The following is a 19,222-nucleotide window of genomic DNA, read 5'->3' as shown; positions in this document are numbered from 1 at the left end:
GGGCAAGCCCCCTCCCACACTTTTTTACTGCATTTCAAAAACGGACCGACTGCGCTGGAATCAATCCAGGGTCGAACCGCTGACCGTCACGCCACGCTCCGGGAAGAACAGACGCTGCAGTTCGGCCCCTGGGTTCTCCGCGCGCATGAACGTCTCGCCGACCAGGAACGCATACACTTCGCTGATTTCCATCAACTCCACATCGGCGCGGTTGACGATGCCGCTCTCGGTAATCACCAGGCGATCACGCGGAATACGCGGCAGCAGATCAAGGGTGGTTTCCAGACTGACGTCAAAGGTATGCAAGTTACGGTTGTTGACCCCCACCAGTGGGGTGTCGAGGATTTTCAGCGCGCGCTCCAGCTCGTCGCCATCATGCACCTCGACCAGTACATCCAGGCCCACACCCTTGGCCACAGCCGCCAGCTCGGCCATCCTCACGTCATCCAGGGCGGAAACGATCAGCAGCACACAGTCGGCACCCAGCGCGCGTGCTTCGACGACCTGGTAGGGATCAACCATGAAATCCTTGCGAATCACCGGCAACTTGCACGCGGCGCGTGCCTGCTGCAGGAATAAGTCGGAACCCTGGAAGTAATCGATGTCAGTCAGTACGGACAGGCAGGTCGCCCCACCCTTTTCATAACTGGCGGCGATTTCATGTGGCACGAAGTGCTCGCGGATAACGCCTTTGCTCGGGGAGGCTTTCTTGATCTCAGCGATCACAGCCGGCTGCTTGAGCTTGGCCTGGGCGATCAAGGCGTTGGCAAAACCGCGCGGAGCATCGGCAGCCTTTGCCTGGGCTTCCAGTTCAGCCAGGCTCACACGGGCACGGCGCTCGGCAACTTCTTGAGCCTTGCGCGCCAGGATTTTTTCCAGAACGGTGGGAACACTCATGCTTCATTCTCCATCTTGAATACGGCGGTGAATGCTCCGAGTTCTTCGAGTTTCTCGCGAGCCAGACCGGTGTGCAATGCATCGTGAGCCAGGGCCACACCTTCCTTAAGACTATAGGCATGGTCCGCTGCGTAAAGTGCCGCGCCCGCATTGAGCACAATCATTTCTGCGGCTTTTTGACCGTTTTCGGTTTTGCGTCGCCCCAATGCATCACGAATCAAGTCAAGCGACGCCGCCGGGCTTTCCACCGCCAGGCCGTGCAGGCTCTGGCTCTTCATGCCCAGGTCCTCAGGCTCGACCCAGTATTCAGTGACCTGGTCGTCCTTCAACTCTGCCACGAAGGTCGGTGCGGCCAGGCTGAATTCATCCAGGCCGTCCTTGGAGTGCACCACCAGCACATGCTTGCTGCCCAGGCGCTGCAGCACTTCAGCCAACGGCCGGCACAACGCCTGGCTGAAGACACCGACGACCTGATGTTTCACACCGGCCGGATTCGTAAGCGGGCCGAGCATATTGAACAGGGTACGCAGGCCGAGGTCCTTGCGCGGGCCGGCGGCGTGTTTCATCGCGCCGTGGTGGGACTGGGCAAACATGAAGCCGATGCCGACGCTGTCAATGCAGCGCGCCACCTGTACCGGCGTCAGGTTCAGGTAGATACCGGCGGCTTCCAGCAAGTCGGCGCTGCCACTTTTGCCGGACACCGCGCGATTGCCGTGCTTGGCCACGGTGCAACCCGCTGCCGCGACCACGAACGAGGACGCCGTCGATACGTTGAAAATGTTCGCACCGTCGCCGCCGGTGCCGACCACATCGACCACGCCGTCGAGGGTCTTGAGTTCGACCTTGTCCGCCAGTTCACGCATCACCGACACGGCGCCGACGATTTCGTCGATGCTTTCGCTCTTCATGCGCATGGCCATCATAAAGGCGCCGATCTGTGCGTCGGAGCACTGACCGGTCATGATCTCGCGCATCACATCGCTCATTTCAGCGGTGCTCAGGTCCAGGTGACCGACGATACGGCCCAGGGCAGTCTTGATATCCATGGAAAATCCTTAGCGCGTGCCGCCGCTCTGCTTGAGAAAATTGGCGAACAGCTCGTAGCCCTGCTCGGTCAGGATCGATTCAGGGTGAAACTGCACCCCTTCGATATTCAGTGTCTTGTGGCGCAGGCCCATGATCTCATCGACCGAGCCGTCCTCCAGCTGGGTCCAGGCCGTCAGTTCCAGGCACTCGGGCAGGGTTTCGCGCTTGACCACCAGGGAATGGTAACGGGTCACGGTTACAGGATTGTTGAGCGCCTGGAAGACCCCCAGGTCCTTGTGAAATACCGGGCTGGTCTTGCCGTGCATTACCTGGCGCGCGCGCACCACATCACCGCCAAAGGCCTGGCCAATGGACTGGTGCCCCAGGCACACGCCCAGAATCGGCAGCTTGCCGGCGAAATACTGGATGGTTTCCAGGGAGATGCCCGCTTCGGTCGGTGTGCACGGGCCGGGCGAAACCACGATGCGCTCAGGGTTCAGCGCAGCGATCTGGGCGACTGTCAGTTCGTCGTTGCGCACCACCTTGACCTCGGCACCCAGCTCGCCCAGGTACTGCACAACGTTGTAGGTAAAGGAATCGTAGTTATCAATCATCAGCAACATGTGGGTTCAAACCTCTTGAATTCACTGATTTCAAATGACCGCCTTCCAGGCATTTGGCCCGCTGCCGGACGCACGTTCCGGTTGCCGGGGTGAGCGGCAAGGGGCGTCAAACAGGGTGAAGAAGGCAAATCGGTACAGGTCCGGCCAGGCCGGCGGAGAAAAATGTCAGGCGCGCCAACGCCAACGGGCGTGTGCCTTGACTACTCGCATCAAGAGTCTGCTGATGATCAACACGGGGAGGGTCTCATTCATACGTCCAGGCACAGTAACGTAGCCTCGCCAACCGTGCAATATGGCGCCGCAAATACGGGCTGGGCTCAATGCGCTGCCCACAGCAAAATTCGGTTTTGCCCTATAGAAAACGCTCGATACTTTGCTAGTGTTTCGGTTCCGACACAAAAACAACTCAATGGAATTTTCCATGCTCAGAACTCCGTTCTTCGCGCCCCTGGCCGCCGGCTTGCTTTACCTGGCTTGTGCACAGGCTCATGCAGCATCGTCACCCTATTCAACGATGGTGGTATTCGGTGACAGCCTGGCCGATGCCGGCCAGTTTCCCGACGGCGGTGCCGGATCGACCCTGCGCTTCACCAACCGTACCGGGCCGACGTTCCAGGGAGACTATGGTCTGGTTTCTTCGACGCTGCTCGGCGCGAAGCTGGGTGTAGCGCCAAACGACCTGAATGCCTCCACCTCACCGGTGCGCGCGATCCAGGGCTTGCCGGACGGAAACAACTGGGCGGTCGGCGGCTACCGTACCGACAATATCCTCGACTCCATCACCAACGTCTCCAACGCGGCGATCCCACCCGGTAATGCCGGGGGCGGCACGGTGCTGCGCAGTCGACAGGGTTACCTGCCGGCAAACGGCGGGCTGGCCGATCCGAATGCGCTGTACTTTCTCTCCGGTGGCGGCAATGACTTCCTCCAGGGTCGCGTACTCAGCCCCGCTCAAGCGGTCGCCGCCGGCGGGCGATTGGCCGACAGTGCCCAGGCCCTGCAACAAGCCGGTGCGCGTTACATCATGGTATGGATGTTGCCCGACATCGGCCTGACGCCGGCCGTCAACGGCACGCCGCAGCAGGCAGCGACGTCGGCCCTGAGCGCTGTTTTCAACCAGTCGCTGGTACAGCGCCTGTCGCAGATCGATGCGCAGGTCATCCCGCTGAACATTCCATTGTTATTGAATGAAGCCTTTGCCAATCCGGCCCGCTTCGGCCTCGCCACCGGGCAAAACCTCACGGGCACCTGCTTCAGTGGCAACAGTTGCACCGCCAATCCGGTGTACGGCATCGGTGGCACCAACCCGGACCCGACCAAGCTGATCTATAACGACTCGGTCCACCCGACCATCGCCGGGCAACAGCTGATCGCCGACTACGCCTATTCGCTGCTCGCCGCGCCGTGGGAAATCACGCTGCTGCCGGAAATGGCCCAGGGCACATTGCGCGCCCACCAGGATGAGTTGCGCAATCAATGGCAGGCAGACACCGGCCACTGGCAAGCCGTCGGCCAATGGCGAGCGATCGTGGCAGCCGGTGGCCAACGGCTGGATTTCGACGACCAGAACAGCTCGGCAAGCGGCGATGGCAGCGGTTATAACCTCAATATCGGCGGCAGCTACCGACTCAACGAAGCCTGGCGCGTAGGCGTCGCCGCGGGCCTGTACCGCCAGACACTGGAAGCCGGCGCCAGCGATTCGGATTACAAGCTCAACAGTTACATGGGCACCGCGTTTGCCCAGTATCAGCAGAATCACTGGTGGGCCGATGCGGCCTTGACCGGCGGCAAACTGGACTTCGATAACCTCAAGCGCAAGTTCGCCCTGGGCGTCAGCGAAGGGTCGGAGAAAGGTGACACCGATGGCTGGCTCTGGGCCTTGAGCGGCCGCGTGGGCTACGACATCGCTGCGCCCGGCAGCGACTGGCACTTGTCGCCCTTCATCAGCGCCGATTACGCGCGCGTCGAAGTCAACGGCTACTCGGAGAAAGACAGCCGCTCCACCGCCCTGACCTTTGATGACCAGCAGCGCGACTCCAGGCGCCTTGGCGTAGGCTTGCAAGGCAGCTACCGCATCACCCCGCAGACCCAGGTGTATGGGGAAGTGGCGCATGAGCATGAGTTCGAGAACGACACGCAGAAGGTCAACATCGCGCTCAACAGCGTGCCGGGGATCGACTTCAAGCTGGACGGGTATACGCCGCGCAGCAATTCGGATCGCTTGAGCCTGGGTGTCAGCCACAAGCTGACGCAGGAACTGGCGTTACGCGCGGCGTATAACGTGAGGAAGGATGACAACCTGACCCAGCAAGGGGTCAGTGTCGGGGTGAGCATGGATTTCTAGCCAATCCTGAAACCAACACAAACCAATGTGGGAGGGGGCTTGCCCCCGATAGCAATGTGTCAGCCAGTGCATCATGAACTGAAAGACCGCTATCGGGGGCAAGCCCCCTCCCACATTTGAATCACATTCGGCTTCAGTCCTGCGGGGTTTGCTCGGCCAGCGCCACCGCCCGGAACATCGCGCGGCGCTTGTTCAGGGTTTCTTCCCATTCCAGGGCCGGCACCGAGTCAGCCACAATGCCGCCACCGGCCTGCACATGCAGTTCGCCATCCTTGATCACTGCCGTACGGATCGCAATCGCGGTGTCCATGTTGCCGTTCCAGGCGAAATACCCCACGGCGCCGCCATAGACGCCCCGCTTGACCGGCTCCAGTTCGTCGATGATTTCCATCGCGCGAATCTTCGGCGCGCCCGACAAGGTACCGGCCGGCAGAATGGCACGCAGTGCGTCCATCGCGGTCAACCCGGCTTTCAGTTCCCCGGTGACGTTGGACACAATGTGCATCACATTGGAGTACCGTTCGATGACCATCTTCTCGGTCAACTTCACCGAGCCGATTTCCGAGACACGCCCCGTGTCATTGCGCCCCAGATCAATCAGCATCAGGTGCTCGGCGATTTCCTTGTCATCGCTCAACAGGTCTTCTTCCAGCGCCAGGTCCGCTTCTTCGGTGGCGCCACGCGGGCGCGTACCGGCGATGGGCCGCACGGTGATCAGGTTGTCTTCGACGCGCACCAGCACTTCCGGTGAACTGCCCACCACGTGGAAATCACCGAAGTTGAAGAAGTACATGTACGGCGTCGGGTTGAAGCAGCGCAGCGCCCGGTACAGGTCAATCGGCGCCGCCTTGAAATCAATCGACATCCGTTGCGACGGCACCACCTGCATGCAGTCACCGGCGAGGATGTATTCCTTGATGGTGTCCACTGCGCGCTCGTAGTCCGCCTGCGTGAAGCTGGAGCGAAACACCGGGTCAGCGGCAGGCGGACGGCTGAGGTCCAGGCCACGACGCGGCGTGATCGGCTGGCGCAGCTTGTCCAGCAGTGCTTCGAGACTGGCCTGGCCTTGTTCGTAGGCATCCGCCCGGGACGGGTCGGCCAGCACAATCGCGTGCATCTTGCCGGCGAGGTTGTCGAACACCACGACCGCATCGGAGACCATCAGCAGGATGTCCGGTACGCCCAGCGGGTCCGGGTTCGGACATTTACCCAGGCGCTGCTCCACGTAGCGCACGCAGTCATAACCGAAATACCCCACAAGGCCGCCGTTGAAACGCGGCAGGCCGGCAATGGTCGGCACGTTGTAGCGCGCCTTGAAGGCCTCGACGAAGGCCAGCGGGTCGTCTACGTCATGGCTTTCGATCTCGACGCCATCATGGGTGATGCTCACATGATGGTCATGAACCCGCAGTACCGTGCGGCACGGCAGGCCGATGATCGAATAACGGCCCCACTTCTCGCCGCCCTGTACCGACTCCAGCAGATACGAGTTCGGCTCATCGGCCAGTTTCAGGTAGATCGACAGCGGCGTGTCGAAGTCGGCCAGGGTTTCGCGGGCCATGGGGATACGGTTATAGCCGGCAGCGGCCAAACGCAGGAATTCTTCGCGGATCATCAGGTGCCTCGTGGTGTGAGGGTCAATCGGTCAGGTAGGCAAACGTGCCGCACAAAGCGGCCAGGATCAGTCAGGCGCGCCAACGCCAGCGGGCCAGGGCCTTGATGACTTTCATCCAGAGTTTGCGAGTGACCACCACGATGGGATTTCCTGAAAAGGACGGATCAATATCGGGCAACGTTATCTCAGCGCCCGCGCCCAGGCAACCGGGGATTAACAGGCGCAGGTCATCAATCACCAGCGCCGGCGATTCTTCGGCAATCGGCCGGCCATGGTTGTAGCCGTAACTCAAGGCCACGCACTGCACCCCTGCGGCTTTTGCCGCCAATACATCGCTGCGCGAATCGCCCACGAACAACGATTGGGACGCCGGAATGTTGGCCATTTTCATCACGAAAAACAGCGCCGCCGGGTCGGGCTTTTTCTGCGGCAGGGTATCGCCGCCGATGATCCAGCGAAAATACCGGCCGATCTTCATCTGGTCCAACAGCGGTGCGACGAAGCGCTCCGGCTTGTTGGTGATCAAGGCCATTTCCACGCCCTGCTTGCTCAACCATTTGAGGGTGTCACGCACGCCGGGATACACCACCGTCAGTTCGTGGCTGCTTTCATAGGCGGCATTGAACAGCTCCAGGGCATGTTCGGCCTCCACCTCATCCACACCGGCGGCGTCGATATTGCCCGCCAGCGCCCGACGCACCAGCATCGGCGCACCGTTGCCGACCCATTCGCGCACCGCCTCGATCCCCGCAGGCTTGCGCCCCAGTTTGAGCAGCATCTGGTCCACCGCCGCCGCCAGGTCGGGCACCGAGTCGATCAAGGTACCGTCCAGATCGAACATCACCAGCCGTGGCAATTTGCCGGGGAACAGCTGCTCAAAGCCGCTCATGGACGCGCCAGCGCCAGTTCGGCGTGCATCTTGGCGATCACTTCCTGGTAATCCGGGGCGTTGAAGATCGCCGAGCCGGCCACGAACGTATCGGCACCCGCAGCAGCGATCTCGCGAATATTGTTGACGTTGACCCCACCGTCGATTTCCAGGCGGATATCGCGGCCCGATGCGTCGATCAGCGCCCGCGCTTCGCGCAGTTTGTTCAGGGTGCCGGGGATGAACTTCTGCCCGCCAAAGCCCGGGTTGACGCTCATCAGCAGGACCATGTCGACCTTGTCCATCACGTACTCCAGCACGCTCAAGGGTGTGGCCGGGTTGAACACCAGGCCTGCCTTGCAGCCGCCTTCGCGGATCAGTTGCAGGGTGCGGTCGACGTGCAGCGTGGCTTCCGGGTGGAACGTGATGTAAGTCGCACCGGCCTCGATGAAGTCACCGACAATGCGGTCCACCGGGCTGACCATCAGGTGTGCGTCGATCGGCGCGGTAATCCCGTACTTGCGCAGCGCCGCGCAGACCATCGGGCCGATGGTCAGGTTGGGCACGTAGTGGTTGTCCATGACGTCGAAGTGCACGAAGTCGGCGCCGGCGGCCAACACCTTGTCCACTTCTTCGCCCAGGCGGGCGAAGTCGGCGGAGAGAATCGATGGAGCAATGACGAAGGGCTGCATGACGCACCTTTTTTGAGCTAAATCACGATGGCGCGCATTGTATACCTCAGCTTTGCCCTGCGCACCGTGACCTCACTCAACGGCTAGTACGCCGCCCGGTAGATTTTCTCGATATCGGCCGCGCTGAGCTGGCGCGGGTTATTGCGCATCAGGCGTTCGATGCCCGCCGCTTCAGTGGCCATCGCCGGGATAGCCTCCTCAGGCACGCCGAAACTGCGCAGGCCGGCCGGGATTTCAACGGCGGCGCAGAGTTTCGTCATCGCCTCGACAGCCTGGTCGGCGGCATCATTCACGCTCAGCCCGCTGACATTCACGCCCATGGCCTGGGCGATGTCGCGCATCCGCTCGACACAGGCCAGCTTGTTCCAGTGCATCACATAGGGCAGCAACAGCGCATTGCTCACACCATGGGCGATGTTGAACCGGCCGCCCAACGGATACGCCAGCGCATGCACCGCGCCCACGCCGGCATTGCCGAAGGCCATGCCGGCCATCAGGCTGGCGGTGGCCATGTCGTCACGGGCCTGCAGGTTGGCCGGGTTGGCGTAAACCTTGGGCAGTGCGCTGGCAATCAGCTTGATCGCGCCGATCGCCAGGGCATCGGTGATCGGCGAGGCGCTCAGCGACAGGTAGGATTCAATGGCATGCACCAGTGCGTCGACGCCACTGGCGGCGGTGACGCTGCGGGGACAAGTGAGGGTCATTTGCGGGCTGATCAGCGCCACATCCGGCAGCAGGTAGTCGCTGACAATGCCTTTTTTCAGCTGCGCGACCTTGTCCGAGAGGATTGCCACGTTGGTCACCTCCGAGCCGGTGCCCGCCGTGGTAGGAATGGCGATCAACGGCGGGCCCTTGCGCGGCACCTGGTCGACCCCGAACAAATCCGCCAGGGCGCCGTGGTAACCGGCGTAAGCGGCAACGCTCTTGGCGATGTCGATGGCACTGCCGCCGCCCACGCCGATCAGGCCATCGTGCCCGCCATCGCGGTAGGCCTGCATGCAGTCTTCGACAATGGCGATTTCCGGGTCGGGCAGCACGCGGTCGAAAATTTCATACGGGCGGCCGCCCAAGTGCTCGAGCGCCAGCGCCACCGTGCCGGACTTGACCAGCACGGCATCGGTGACGATCAACGGGTTATCCACATCCAGGCGGGTGAGTTCGGCGGCGAGCTGCTCAATGGCGCCAGCGCCGGTGAGCAGTTTGTGGGCGATCTTGAATGAGGAAGTACTCATGTGCGCGGCCTCTTATTGAGAGATGGGCTGGCACAAGAGTAGCTGAGACAAATGGGTTGTCTGCCATTCAAGAGCTGAATGGTCATTATCTGAATGAACAAAGAACCAGTATGGGAGGGGGCTTGCCCCCTCCCACAGTTTGATCTGTGCCGGGTTTTAGACCTGTGCGGTACGCAGCTTTTCGCCCCGCCCGCGCAGCCATTCAAGCGTTAGCAACAGCACGACTGAAAACCCGATCAGCAACGTCGCCGCCGCTGCAATCGTCGGGCTGAGGTTTTCCCGAATGCCGCTGAACATCTGCCGCGGCAACGTGGCTTGCTCCGGCCCTGCGAGAAACAGCGTCACCACCACTTCATCGAACGAGGTGGCGAAGGCGAACAGCGCCCCGGAAATCACCCCCGGCGCGATCAGCGGCAAGGTCACCCGGCGAAACGCGGTCAACGGTGACGCGCCCAGGCTGGCCGCGGCCCGCACCAGATTGTAGTTGAAACCCTGCAAGGTCGCCGACACGGTAATGATCACAAACGGCACGCCCAGCACCGCATGCACCACGATCAGCGAGAAGAAACTGTTACCCAGACCCAGCGGGGCAAAGAACAGGTAACTGGCCACGCCGATAATCACCACCGGCACCACCATCGGCGAAATGACCAGGGCCATCACCAATGCCTTGCCGGGGAAGTTGCCACGGGTCAGGCCAATCGCCGCCAGCGTGCCGAACACCATCGCCAGCACCGTGGCCGCCGGGGCGACGATGATGCTGTTGCGCAGGGCGCGCATCCATTCGGCCGAGGCGAAGAAGTCCTGATACCACTGCAGCGAAAAGCCCTGCAACGGATACACCAGGAAACTGCCGCTGTTGAACGACAGCGGGATGATCACCAGTACCGGCAGGATCAGGAACAGCAGGATCAGGCCACACAGAATCCGCAGGCTGTAGAACCACAGACGCTCCACCGGTGACATATAAGGGCTCAGCATTGCAGGGTCTCCTCAGCTCAGGCGCAGGCGACTGGCGCCCACCAGCCGGTTGTAGATCAGGTACAACAGCACCGTCGCCAGCAGCAGCAAGCCGCCCAGCGCCGTGGCCATGCCCCAGTTGATGCTGGTGTTGGTATAGAAGGCCACGAAGTAGCTGACCATCTGGTCGTTCGGGCTGCCCAGCAAGGCCGGGGTAATGTAATAGCCAATCGCCAGGATAAACACAAACAGGCAACCGGCGCCGACACCGGCGTAGGTCTGCGGGAAGTACACGCGCCAGAAGCTGGCGAAGGGGTGACAGCCCAGGGAAATCGCCGCACGCATGTAGGTTGGCGAAATGCCCTTCATCACGCTGTAGATCGGCAGGATCATGAACGGCAGCAGGATATGCACCATGGAGATGTACACACCGGTACGGTTGAACACCAACTCCAGCGGCGTATCGATCAGGCCCATGCCCATCAGGGCGCTGTTGATCAGGCCGCCGGATTGCAGCAGTACGATCCACGCCGCCACCCGCACCAGGATCGAGGTCCAGAACGGCAGCAATACCAGGATCATCAGCAGGTTGCTTTTACGCGCCGGCAGGTTGGCCAGCAGGTACGCCAAGGGATAGGCCAGCAGCAGGCAGACCACGGTGATGACCAGGCCCATCCAGAATGTACGGGCGAAGATATCCAGATAGATAGCCTGGTCCGGGGTGGCCGGCGCGATTTCGCCCAGGTCGTCGATACGGTGATCGACGGCCGCCAGCAGGTAGTAAGGCGTCAGGCTGCTGGTATTGCGTCGGATCGCCTGCCAGTACGCGGGGTCGCCCCAGCGTTCGTCGAGGGTTTCCAGCGCAGCTTTATAAGAGGCCGGCGCGTCGGCAAACGGCAGCGCCCGCGCGGTTTTGGTCAGCAGGCTGCGATAGCCGGCCAGCTCCATGTTCAAGCGCTTGGACAAATCGCCCAGGGTCTGGTTTTTGCGCGCTTCGCCCAGGTCCTCACTGAGCGCCTGGTACACCGACTCGCCGGGCAAGCCACGACCGTCCCAGGCCGTCACTGCCACCACTGTGCGCGGCAAGCCTGCGACCACTTCCGGGTTGCCGACGCTTTTGTAGAGCAGCGCAACAATGGGCACCAGGAACACCAGCAGCAAAAACAGCACCAGCGGCGCAATCAAGGCCTGGGCCTTCCAGCGGTTGAGCCGCTCGGCACGGGCCAGGCGCTGCTTGAGGGTGGGAATGGCGAGGGCCATGACTGAACTCCGGATCTTGAAGATAAATGCAGATCCCCTGTGGGAGGGGGATTGCCCTAATGCCAGTCTGTAGGAGCGAGCTTGCTCGCGAAAAACTCACAGGCGCCGCGTTCATTCAGGAAGCACGCGTTATCGTTGACGTTTTTCGCGAGCAAGCTCGCTCCTACAGCGGGCGTACGCTTAACTGACTGGCATTAGGGCAAGCCCCCTCCCACAGGGTTAGCGGCACTGCTGGTTACTTGGCGGCCCAGGAATTGAAGCGCTGCTCAAGCTGCTCGCCGTTATCGGCCCAGAAGCTCACATCGATCTGCACCTGATTGGCGATATTTTCCGGCGTGGTCGGCATGTCCTTGAGCACGTCTTTGGCCAGCAACGGCACGGCCTGGGTATTGGCCGGGCCGTAGGCGATGTTTTCCGAATAGATCTTCTGCTGCTGCGGCTGCACCGAGAAGGCGATGAATTTTTTCGCCGCTTCGGCGCGGTCCTTGGCCAGGCCTTTTGGAATGGCCCAGGCGTCGAAGTCGTAGATGCCCCCGTTCCACACCACTTTGAGGTTGCTTTCTTTCTGCACGGCGGCGATCCGGCCGTTGTAGGCCGAGCTCATCACGACGTCACCCGAGGCCAGGTATTGCGGCGGCTGTGCACCGGCCTCCCACCACTGGATCGACGGCTTGAGTTCGTCGAGTTTCTTGAATGCACGGTCCTGGCCATCTTTGCCGGCCAGCACTTTGTAGACGTCCTTGGGCGCTACGCCGTCGGCCATCAGCGCAAATTCCAGGGTGTATTTGGCGCCTTTGCGCAGGCCACGCTTGCCCGGGAATTTCTTGGTGTCCCAGAAATCCGCCCAACTGGTCGGTGCACTGGCGAGTTTGTCGGCGTTGTAGGCCAGCACTGTCGACCACACGAAGAAGCCCACGCCGCAGGGCTGGATCGCGCCTTTGACGTAGTCGGCGCCGTTGCCGAACAGTTTCGGGTCGAGGGGCTCGAACATGTCTTCGTCGCAACCACGGGACAGTTCAGGCGACTCCACTTCCACCAGGTCCCAGGACACGCTCTTGGTGTCGACCATGGCTTTGACCTTGGCCATCTCACCGTTGTATTCACCAGCAATGATCTTGCCGTTGCCCGCGCTTTCCCACGGGGCATAGAAGGCCTTGACCTGGGCCGCCTTGTTCGCGCCGCCAAAGGAAACGACGGTCAGGTCCGGGCCTGCCATGGCCTGTGTCGCGCCCATCAGGCCGATAGCCAGGGCCGAATACTTAAGGGATCTCAACATTGTTGTGCTCTCCACGTGCAGGGTTGGTGAAGCCAGGGGGCGATCAATTCGCCTCTAGAAGTGGGTCGAGTGCGCGAACGTGCTCGACTTGCCAGCCAATCGGTACTACGTCGCCGACCGTCAGGGCCGGGTCCAGCTCGGCGATCGGTTGTTTCACGAAAAAATCGGTCTTGCCGCAAACTTCCAGGCGCACACGCACGTGGTCGCCCAGGTAGATGAACTCCGCCACCCGCCCGGAAAAACGGTTGATGCAGCGGTCACTTGCGCCATTGAGGCTGACGCGCTCCGGACGCACCGACAGCGTCACCGGGCCGCCGATCGAGCCGACGTTCACCGCCAGCGCCTCGACCTTTTCGCCGCGCGCCAGCTCCACCACACAGCGCTCGCCGGTGTGGCTGTGCAGACGGCCATTGAGACGGTTATTTTCGCCGATGAAGTTGGCCACAAAGGTATTTTTCGGCTCTTCATACAGGCTGCGCGGCGCGGCGATCTGCTGGATTTCGCCCTGGTGGAACACCGCCACGCGGTCGGACATGGTCAAGGCTTCGCCCTGGTCATGGGTCACATACACCACGGTCACGCCGAGGCGCTGATGCAGGTGCTTGATTTCCATCTGCATGTGTTCGCGCAATTGCTTGTCGAGGGCGCCGAGGGGTTCGTCCATCAGCACCAGCTGCGGCTCGAACACCAACGCGCGAGCCAACGCCACCCGCTGTTGCTGGCCCCCGGACAGTTGCGCCGGGTAGCGCTGGGCGAAAGCGTCGAGCTGGACCATGCTCAGCACGCGCTTGACCCGCTCGCTGATGTCGGTCTTGCTCAAGCCACGCACGGACAGGGGAAACGCCAGGTTCTCGGCCACGGTCATGTGCGGGAACAATGCATAGTTCTGGAACACCATGCCGATGTCGCGCTTGTGCGGCGGCACGTTATTGATCGAGCGCCCGGCCAGCTGGATTTCGCCGGCGGTGGGTGTTTCAAAGCCGGCCAGCATCATCAGGCTGGTGGTCTTGCCCGAACCGGACGGCCCGAGCAGGGTGAGGAACTCGCCCTTGCGAATCTCCAGGTTGAGGTCTTTGACGATCAGGTTTTCGCCATCGTAGCTTTTCTGCACGCCACGAAAGCTGACCAGCACATCATTTGAATCCACCTCGCTCATACCCGCACCTTTGTGTTTTGGACCGCTGTGACACAAGCCTAGTCCAGGCGCGAGGCCCCGGAAATCGGGGGCGAGGAGAGAATCCCATCAGCCGGATGGAAGGTTCGGGGTAGGGATCGCCCTACACGGATGGCGGGCATGGGACAGTGCAGCTGCAAGCGACGAGCTGCAAGCGGCAAGAACAGGCTCGGCGGCGTTCTTGAGGTGTCGCTGATGGATACGCCGCTACAGCAGCTTGTGTTCCATGGCGTATTTCACCAACTCGGCCAGGGAGGTGATGTTGAGCTTTTGCATCAAGCGCGCCTTGTGCGTGCTGATGGTTTTGCTGCTCAGGGCCAACTGCAGGGCGATGTCGTTGACGTTGGCGCCTTGTGCCAGACGTTCGAACACCGAAAACTCGCGCTCCGACAGCAGCGAGTGCAAGGGGCGCGAATCCGTCAGGCCGACTTCGAAGACCATGCGGTCTGCCAGGTCCGGGTCGATATAGCGCCCACCCGCCGCGACCTTGCGAATCGCCATCAGCAGCAATGCCGGGTCGCTGTCCTTGGTGGCATAGCCGGCCGCACCCACCTTCAGGGCGCGGGCGGCCATTTGCGCCTCATCGTGCATGGACAGCACCAGGATCGCCGGCGGGTTGCTCAGCGCGCGGATACGCGCGATAGCCTCCAGGCCATTCACGCCGGGCATGGAGATATCCAGCAACACCACCTCGCACGGCACATGGCGCAGGGTCTCGAGCAATTGCTCGCCATTGCTCGCTTCGCCTACCACCAGCAGGTCCTTGGCCAGGCCGATCAATTGCTTGATGCCTTCCCGGACAATGGTGTGGTCTTCGGCTACCAGTACGCGGATCACAGGGGTTTCCTCTTATCGTTATGCATCCAGCGGCACCGTGACGCTCAGGGTGGTGCCCTCCCCCAACTCGCTGACCAGGCTCAACTGCCCGCCCATGATCAGTACCCGTTCGCGCATGCCGACCAGGCCGAACGATACCGCTCGCCCCTGCGCCTGCACGAAACCGATACCGTCATCGCTGATGGTCAGCCGCAGGTTCGGGCCATCCACGCCCAGCGTCAGCTCCACAGTATGCGCCTGGGCATGGCGCATCACATTGGTCAGCGCCTCCTGCAGGATGCGGAACAGGCCGATGGCCTTGGCGTCGCTCAGTATTGGCGGGTTTTCCGGGACGCGTACCAGGCAGGGAATCTGCGTGCGCGCTTCGAAGCGTCGTGCCTGCCATTCGATGGCCGAGGCAATGCCGGCGTCGAGAATCGGCGGGCGCAGCGCCGTCGCGACATCACGTACCAATTGAAAAAGCTGGGCTATCAGGCGCTTCATGCTGTTCAAGCGCTCGTTCAGGCCCGGGTCGAGTTGCGCATAGGCCAATTCACACATTGAGGTTTCCAGCTTGAGCACGGTGAGCATCTGCCCCAGTTCGTCGTGTACTTCGCGGGCGATACGCGCCTTTTCTTCTTCGCGCACCGTTTCCAGGTGGGCTGACAATTGGCGCAACTGTGCCTCGCTTTGCAGCAGGGCGGCCACATAACGGCGGCGCTCGGTGACGTCAGTCAGGTAAACCACCAGGTACTCGCCGTCGGCAAAGCGCAGAAAACTCAACGACACGTCTGCCGGCAGGATGCTGCCGTCGGCGCGCAGGCAGTCGGTGGCGAAGGTCTGCGCGCCCTCCTCGCTGGCCCGCCCTCGTTTCCACAGATTGAGCCAGCGGTCCATGGTCAATGTCGGGTCGAAATCGATCAGCGGTCGCTCGATCAATGCGCCAGCGCCATAGCCGAGCATGGTTTCGGCGGCGCGATTGGCGTAACGCACGTGACTGTCCCAATTGACCCACAGGATGCCGACCGTACTTTGATCGATGGAAAACTGCGTCAGGCGCAAGGCTTCAGCGCCAGCGGCGCGCGCCGCACTTTCCTCTCGCGCCGCCAACAGGTCGTGCTCCAGGTTGCGTTGTTGGCGGCGCTGCCAGAGCACCGCCGCGAGGCTGGCGAGCAGCATCAGGCCCAGCAGCACGCTGAGGTTTTTCCACACACCCATGGCGTTTGATAAGCGCGGGTACTGAGGCTGCAGCCAGCGGCTGTGCAATTGGTCGAGGTCGCGGGCGGGTATCGCCCGCAAGGCGCTTTGCATGATGCCGGCCAGCTGCGGCCATTCACGCCGCGTGGCCACCCGCAGCAACTGCGGCAGGCCGATATCGCCGACCACCGCCAGCCCGGCAAACTCCGCCTCGCCGGACAACCGGCCCAGTTGCGCCTCATCCACCACCGCATAGCGGGCCTGCCGGCTCACCAGTAACTGCAGGGCCTGACGCTCCATGGGCACGCCTTGCAGGTTGAGGTTGGGATAGGTGCTGCGCAGGTAGTCGGCCACCGTGCTGGGCATGCGCACCGCGATGCGCGATTGTGCGTCGAGTTTTTCCAGCTCCACCGCGCCGCCGCCTTCACGAATACCGACAATATGCTGGGGCACGCGCATATAAGGGTCGCTGAACAACCACAGGCGCAAGCCGGCCGGGGTTTGCTGCAGGCCGGGGGCGATGTCCACCTCGCCGTCGCGCACGGCGGCCTCCAATTGCTGCTGATCGGGAAAGTTGCGCCAGGTCAGCTCGATGCCCAGTGCCCTGGCCAGCCACTGCATCAACTCGACATTGGCCCCGGACAACCGCTGCAGCCGTCGGTCGTATTGCGCGTAAGGCGCCTGCAACACCAGGCCCACCCGCAATTGCGGGTGCTGCGCCAGCCACGCACGCTGCTGCGCATCCAGTTGCGCCTGGGGCACGACGGGGGCAGGCGCTGCGTTCGCCATCAAGGCAACACACAGACAGCCGATAACCAGCAGCAAGCGAAAACCCATGATCCACGTCTCACATCACTGACAAATACCGATCAACCCATTAGGCTGCTGGGATCTTCCGGCCGGGATTTAACGATGCCACCTCTAAACCGTTCGGCACTGCCAGCATTGTGCCTGTCGCTGCTATTTACCAGCGCCTTTTCTGTTCAAGCCGCCGATGCGCCTGCAGCCGTCGCGGAAAAACCCGCCGAGCGCCAGCCCTTGCCCGAGCGCAGCGAGGCAGAAGCCCGCGCGCTCGAACGCCAGGTTGCGCAACAGGAACAACAACAATTGCAGGCCGGCAGCGAGTCGTTCCTGGCCCTGTGGAGGCCCGCCAACAGCGCCGAACCCCAGGGCGTGGTGATTATCGTGCCAAGTGCCGGCGAAAATGCCGACTGGCCGCAAGCGATCGGCCCGTTGCGGCGCAAACTGCCGGACGCTGCCTGGGGCACCCTCAGCCTGTCATTGCCGGACGTCAATCTGGACACCTTGCCGCCACGCGTCATCGAGCCGCCCAAAGCGGCGGTCGATACCAGCAGCAAGGACGGCAGCACGGTCGCCAAACCCGTCGAACAGGCCGCCAGCGCGGAAGCCGAAGGCACTGACCCGGCAGTGGTACCGGGCGCGGATGAACAGGACAAGACCGACGCCAAACGTATCTTCGACCGCATCGACGCTGCCGTCGCCTTCGCCCAGACCCAGGGCGCCCGCAGTGTGGCACTGCTCGGTCACGGCACCGGCGCATGGTGGGCTGCGCGTTACCTGAGCGAGAAACAACCCGCCCAGGTGCAGAAACTGGTGATGGTGGCCGGCAAGACACCCGCCGCTCGTCAACCGGACCTGCAGCAATTGGCCCCAGCGCTGAAAGTACCTACGGCGGATGTGTTCTACCAGGACGGCGCCCAGGACGGCAAAAACGCACTGGCCCGTATCCAGGCGGCCAAGCGCGGCAAGAACGAAGGCTACAAGCCGGTGCAACTCCACGCCCTGCCCGGCAACGATGCCGCCGAGCAGGAACAGCTCTACCGGCGAGTTCGCGGCTGGTTAAGCCCGCAGGCCGATTGAACACATTTTTCGAAAGTGTTGAATAACCAATGTGGGAGGGAGCTTGCCCCCGATAGCCATAAGTATCTACACAACTCAACAGCGCCCAACCGTAACCACGATGCGAAGCGAGCCGCTCTTGATCTTGATCTGCTTTTGATCTCAGGCGCCCCGTTAAACCACGCTGGCCGAACGCAGGCTTGAATCCGTGGGCAACCCGGCAGGACGCCGGGTTAGCCGCCCCGCGCCATGGATGGCGCGTGGCGGCGGCCCACGGATTCAAGCCGGAGCGAGGGCACACCGAGCCTAGGCGAGGTGCCGAGTGGTGGGGCAAGAGCGTTTTGCTTACTTTTGCGCTTTTCAAAAGTGAGCCGCCGTCAGGGCGGAACCCTAAGCAGCCGTTACCGCAGAAACGGATATGTACTCGGTCCAATCCAACATCCTGGCTAGCCCAGAGGCCGCCATCGGGGGCAAGCCCCCTCCCACATTTTGACCTCGGAGCGTCAGGTAGATACGCGTTAGCTCCCTCGCCACAGGTGCGGTGTAGCACCAAAACTGTGTAGATACCTATGGCCATCGGGGGCAAGCCCCCTCCCACATTTGATCGGCGATGTCAGCGAAAGTCCCGCCGCTCGCGAATCAACGCATAAGCGTTATGCAACTCACGGGTACGCTCGGTCGCCTCACGCACTTGCGCGGGGCTGGCGCCACTGCCGGCGATCTTGTCCGGGTGATGGCGGCTGAGCAGGCGGCGATAGGCGCGCTTGATCACCGACGGCTCAGCGGTCGCCGTCACCCCCAGAATCCGCAGCGCCTCCTGATAAGCCCCGACACGGTTCACCAACGGCTTGCGCGCCGGCGCGTAATCGGAGGCCAACGCGCGGATTTGTTGCGGCGTCCAGCCCAGCCATTTGCCCCACCGTTCGATCAGGTCACGCTCGGCATCATCCGCCCGGCCATCCGCCCAGGCCATCCGCCAGCACGCACGTAGAACACCCTCGGCGGCATGGGGTTGCGCCTTGAGCACGCGCAGATAACTGCGCACACGGTCAGTGCCGGACTTGCCACGATTAAACGCCATGATGGCTCGGCGCTGGGCCGGCTCGGTCATGTCCAGTGCGCGCATTTCCTGGCGCGCCTGCTGGATATGCCCGTCCACAATGCGACCGTTGCTTTTGGCCAAGCGCCCCAGCAGCACGAACAACAATTCGTCGTTGCGCAACGCGGGGCGGCCGCCAAGGCGTTCGCGCAACTGCGCCCAGCTGTGTAATTGCAGGCGCCGGTCCAGCGCCTGCCCCAGCAATGCACCCAACAAAGCCCCCGGAATGCTGGCAATCGCAAAGCCAGCCCCGGCGCCGATCAGCGTCCCTGGCCACAGCATC

General features: G+C 62.2%; 16 protein-coding genes. 2 read left to right on the top strand and 14 right to left on the bottom strand.

Annotated features, from left to right (window positions below):
* Positions 1-60 precede the first annotated feature (60 nt).
* From trpC to BFP93_RS18575, 3 genes are read right to left on the bottom strand one after another with little or no spacing between them, the layout of a single operon-like run.
* Complete coding sequence (gene trpC / locus BFP93_RS18585) at positions 61-897, bottom strand: indole-3-glycerol phosphate synthase TrpC (RefSeq protein WP_065894203.1); 837 nt, start codon at positions 895-897, stop codon at positions 61-63.
* Positions 894-1,943, bottom strand: a complete 1,050-nt coding sequence (gene trpD, locus BFP93_RS18580) for an anthranilate phosphoribosyltransferase (RefSeq protein WP_065894202.1) — start codon at positions 1,941-1,943, stop codon at positions 894-896. Before trpD ends, trpC begins: the two co-directional genes overlap by 4 nt.
* Before the next feature lie 9 nt (positions 1,944-1,952).
* A complete protein-coding gene (locus BFP93_RS18575; protein WP_065894201.1) occupies positions 1,953-2,546 on the bottom strand; it encodes an aminodeoxychorismate/anthranilate synthase component II in 594 nt (197 codons plus the stop codon).
* Between the two features lie 421 nt (positions 2,547-2,967).
* Here BFP93_RS18575 and estP point away from each other — a divergent pair, with 421 nt between their 5' ends.
* Entirely contained in the window at positions 2,968-4,890 is a 1,923-nt protein-coding gene (estP, locus tag BFP93_RS18570) for an esterase EstP (RefSeq protein WP_065894200.1), read from the top strand.
* A 133-nt stretch (positions 4,891-5,023) separates the two neighbouring features.
* Here the strand turns inward: estP and trpE are convergent, their stop codons facing one another.
* From trpE to BFP93_RS18520, 10 genes are all read right to left on the bottom strand, one after another.
* Positions 5,024-6,505: an anthranilate synthase component I gene (trpE, locus tag BFP93_RS18565; RefSeq protein WP_065885522.1), complete on the bottom strand. Its 1,482-nt coding sequence runs from the start codon at positions 6,503-6,505 to the stop codon at positions 5,024-5,026.
* A gap of 70 nt (positions 6,506-6,575) precedes the next feature.
* Entirely contained in the window at positions 6,576-7,394 is an 819-nt protein-coding gene (locus BFP93_RS18560) for a phosphoglycolate phosphatase (RefSeq protein WP_065885521.1), read from the bottom strand.
* Positions 7,391-8,065 (bottom strand): ribulose-phosphate 3-epimerase, encoded by a 675-nt coding sequence (gene rpe / locus BFP93_RS18555; protein ID WP_065894198.1) that lies wholly within the window; start codon positions 8,063-8,065, stop codon positions 7,391-7,393. The genes BFP93_RS18560 and rpe overlap by 4 nt, the downstream gene beginning before the upstream one ends.
* A gap of 83 nt (positions 8,066-8,148) precedes the next feature.
* A complete protein-coding gene (locus BFP93_RS18550; protein ID WP_065894196.1) occupies positions 8,149-9,297 on the bottom strand; it encodes an iron-containing alcohol dehydrogenase in 1,149 nt (382 codons plus the stop codon).
* Positions 9,298-9,453: 156 nt separating this feature from the next.
* Positions 9,454-10,278, bottom strand: a complete 825-nt coding sequence (locus BFP93_RS18545) for an ABC transporter permease (RefSeq protein ID WP_065894193.1) — start codon at positions 10,276-10,278, stop codon at positions 9,454-9,456.
* A gap of 12 nt (positions 10,279-10,290) precedes the next feature.
* Positions 10,291-11,517, bottom strand: a complete 1,227-nt coding sequence (locus tag BFP93_RS18540; protein ID WP_065894191.1) for an ABC transporter permease — start codon at positions 11,515-11,517, stop codon at positions 10,291-10,293.
* 235 nt (positions 11,518-11,752) lie between these two features.
* Positions 11,753-12,793 carry an ABC transporter substrate-binding protein gene (locus BFP93_RS18535; RefSeq protein ID WP_065894189.1) on the bottom strand — a complete coding sequence of 347 codons (1,041 nt, stop codon included), beginning with the start codon at positions 12,791-12,793 and terminating at the stop codon, positions 11,753-11,755.
* Between the two features lie 43 nt (positions 12,794-12,836).
* A complete protein-coding gene (locus BFP93_RS18530) occupies positions 12,837-13,949 on the bottom strand; it encodes an ABC transporter ATP-binding protein (protein WP_065885515.1) in 1,113 nt (370 codons plus the stop codon).
* A gap of 225 nt (positions 13,950-14,174) precedes the next feature.
* Positions 14,175-14,804, bottom strand: a complete 630-nt coding sequence (locus tag BFP93_RS18525; RefSeq protein WP_057723679.1) for a response regulator — start codon at positions 14,802-14,804, stop codon at positions 14,175-14,177.
* 18 nt (positions 14,805-14,822) lie between these two features.
* Entirely contained in the window at positions 14,823-16,817 is a 1,995-nt protein-coding gene (locus BFP93_RS18520) for a sensor histidine kinase (RefSeq protein ID WP_065894187.1), read from the bottom strand.
* 75 nt (positions 16,818-16,892) lie between these two features.
* Here BFP93_RS18520 and BFP93_RS18515 point away from each other — a divergent pair, with 75 nt between their 5' ends.
* Positions 16,893-17,861, top strand: a complete 969-nt coding sequence (locus BFP93_RS18515; RefSeq protein WP_065894186.1) for an alpha/beta hydrolase family protein — start codon at positions 16,893-16,895, stop codon at positions 17,859-17,861.
* Between the two features lie 592 nt (positions 17,862-18,453).
* Here the strand turns inward: BFP93_RS18515 and BFP93_RS18510 are convergent.
* On the bottom strand, positions 18,454-19,221 hold the full coding sequence (locus tag BFP93_RS18510; RefSeq protein WP_065894185.1) for a TerB family tellurite resistance protein: 768 nt from the start codon (positions 19,219-19,221) through the stop codon (positions 18,454-18,456).
* Position 19,222: the final 1 nt, after the last annotated feature.

This window comes from Pseudomonas sp. 44 R 15 (assembly GCF_900004965.1).
Taxonomy (GTDB): Bacteria; Pseudomonadota; Gammaproteobacteria; order Pseudomonadales; family Pseudomonadaceae; genus Aquipseudomonas; species Aquipseudomonas orientalis_A.
Note: the sequence above shows the minus strand (reverse complement) of the source record. Positions and strands in the feature narration are given on the sequence as shown.

Bases quoted from the DNA above. Each gene is read 5' to 3' on its own strand.
- BFP93_RS18550 (WP_065894196.1), bottom strand. From the start codon at position 9,297: ATGAGTACTTCCTCATTCAAGATCGCCCACAAACTGCTCACCGGCGCT.
- trpD (WP_065894202.1), bottom strand. From the start codon at position 1,943: ATGGATATCAAGACTGCCCTGGGCCGTATCGTCGGTCACCTGGACCTG.
- BFP93_RS18515 (WP_065894186.1), top strand. From the start codon at position 16,893: ATGCCACCTCTAAACCGTTCGGCACTGCCAGCATTGTGCCTGTCGCTG.
- BFP93_RS18540 (WP_065894191.1), bottom strand. From the start codon at position 11,517: ATGGCCCTCGCCATTCCCACCCTCAAGCAGCGCCTGGCCCGTGCCGAG.
- estP (WP_065894200.1), top strand. From the start codon at position 2,968: ATGCTCAGAACTCCGTTCTTCGCGCCCCTGGCCGCCGGCTTGCTTTAC.
- BFP93_RS18520 (WP_065894187.1), bottom strand. From the start codon at position 16,817: ATGGGTTTTCGCTTGCTGCTGGTTATCGGCTGTCTGTGTGTTGCCTTG.
- BFP93_RS18510 (WP_065894185.1), bottom strand. From the start codon at position 19,221: ATGCTGTGGCCAGGGACGCTGATCGGCGCCGGGGCTGGCTTTGCGATT.
- BFP93_RS18545 (WP_065894193.1), bottom strand. From the start codon at position 10,278: ATGCTGAGCCCTTATATGTCACCGGTGGAGCGTCTGTGGTTCTACAGC.
- BFP93_RS18560 (WP_065885521.1), bottom strand. From the start codon at position 7,394: ATGAGCGGCTTTGAGCAGCTGTTCCCCGGCAAATTGCCACGGCTGGTG.
- rpe (WP_065894198.1), bottom strand. From the start codon at position 8,065: ATGCAGCCCTTCGTCATTGCTCCATCGATTCTCTCCGCCGACTTCGCC.
- BFP93_RS18575 (WP_065894201.1), bottom strand. From the start codon at position 2,546: ATGTTGCTGATGATTGATAACTACGATTCCTTTACCTACAACGTTGTG.
- trpC (WP_065894203.1), bottom strand. From the start codon at position 897: ATGAGTGTTCCCACCGTTCTGGAAAAAATCCTGGCGCGCAAGGCTCAA.
- trpE (WP_065885522.1), bottom strand. From the start codon at position 6,505: ATGATCCGCGAAGAATTCCTGCGTTTGGCCGCTGCCGGCTATAACCGT.
- BFP93_RS18530 (WP_065885515.1), bottom strand. From the start codon at position 13,949: ATGAGCGAGGTGGATTCAAATGATGTGCTGGTCAGCTTTCGTGGCGTG.
- BFP93_RS18535 (WP_065894189.1), bottom strand. From the start codon at position 12,793: ATGTTGAGATCCCTTAAGTATTCGGCCCTGGCTATCGGCCTGATGGGC.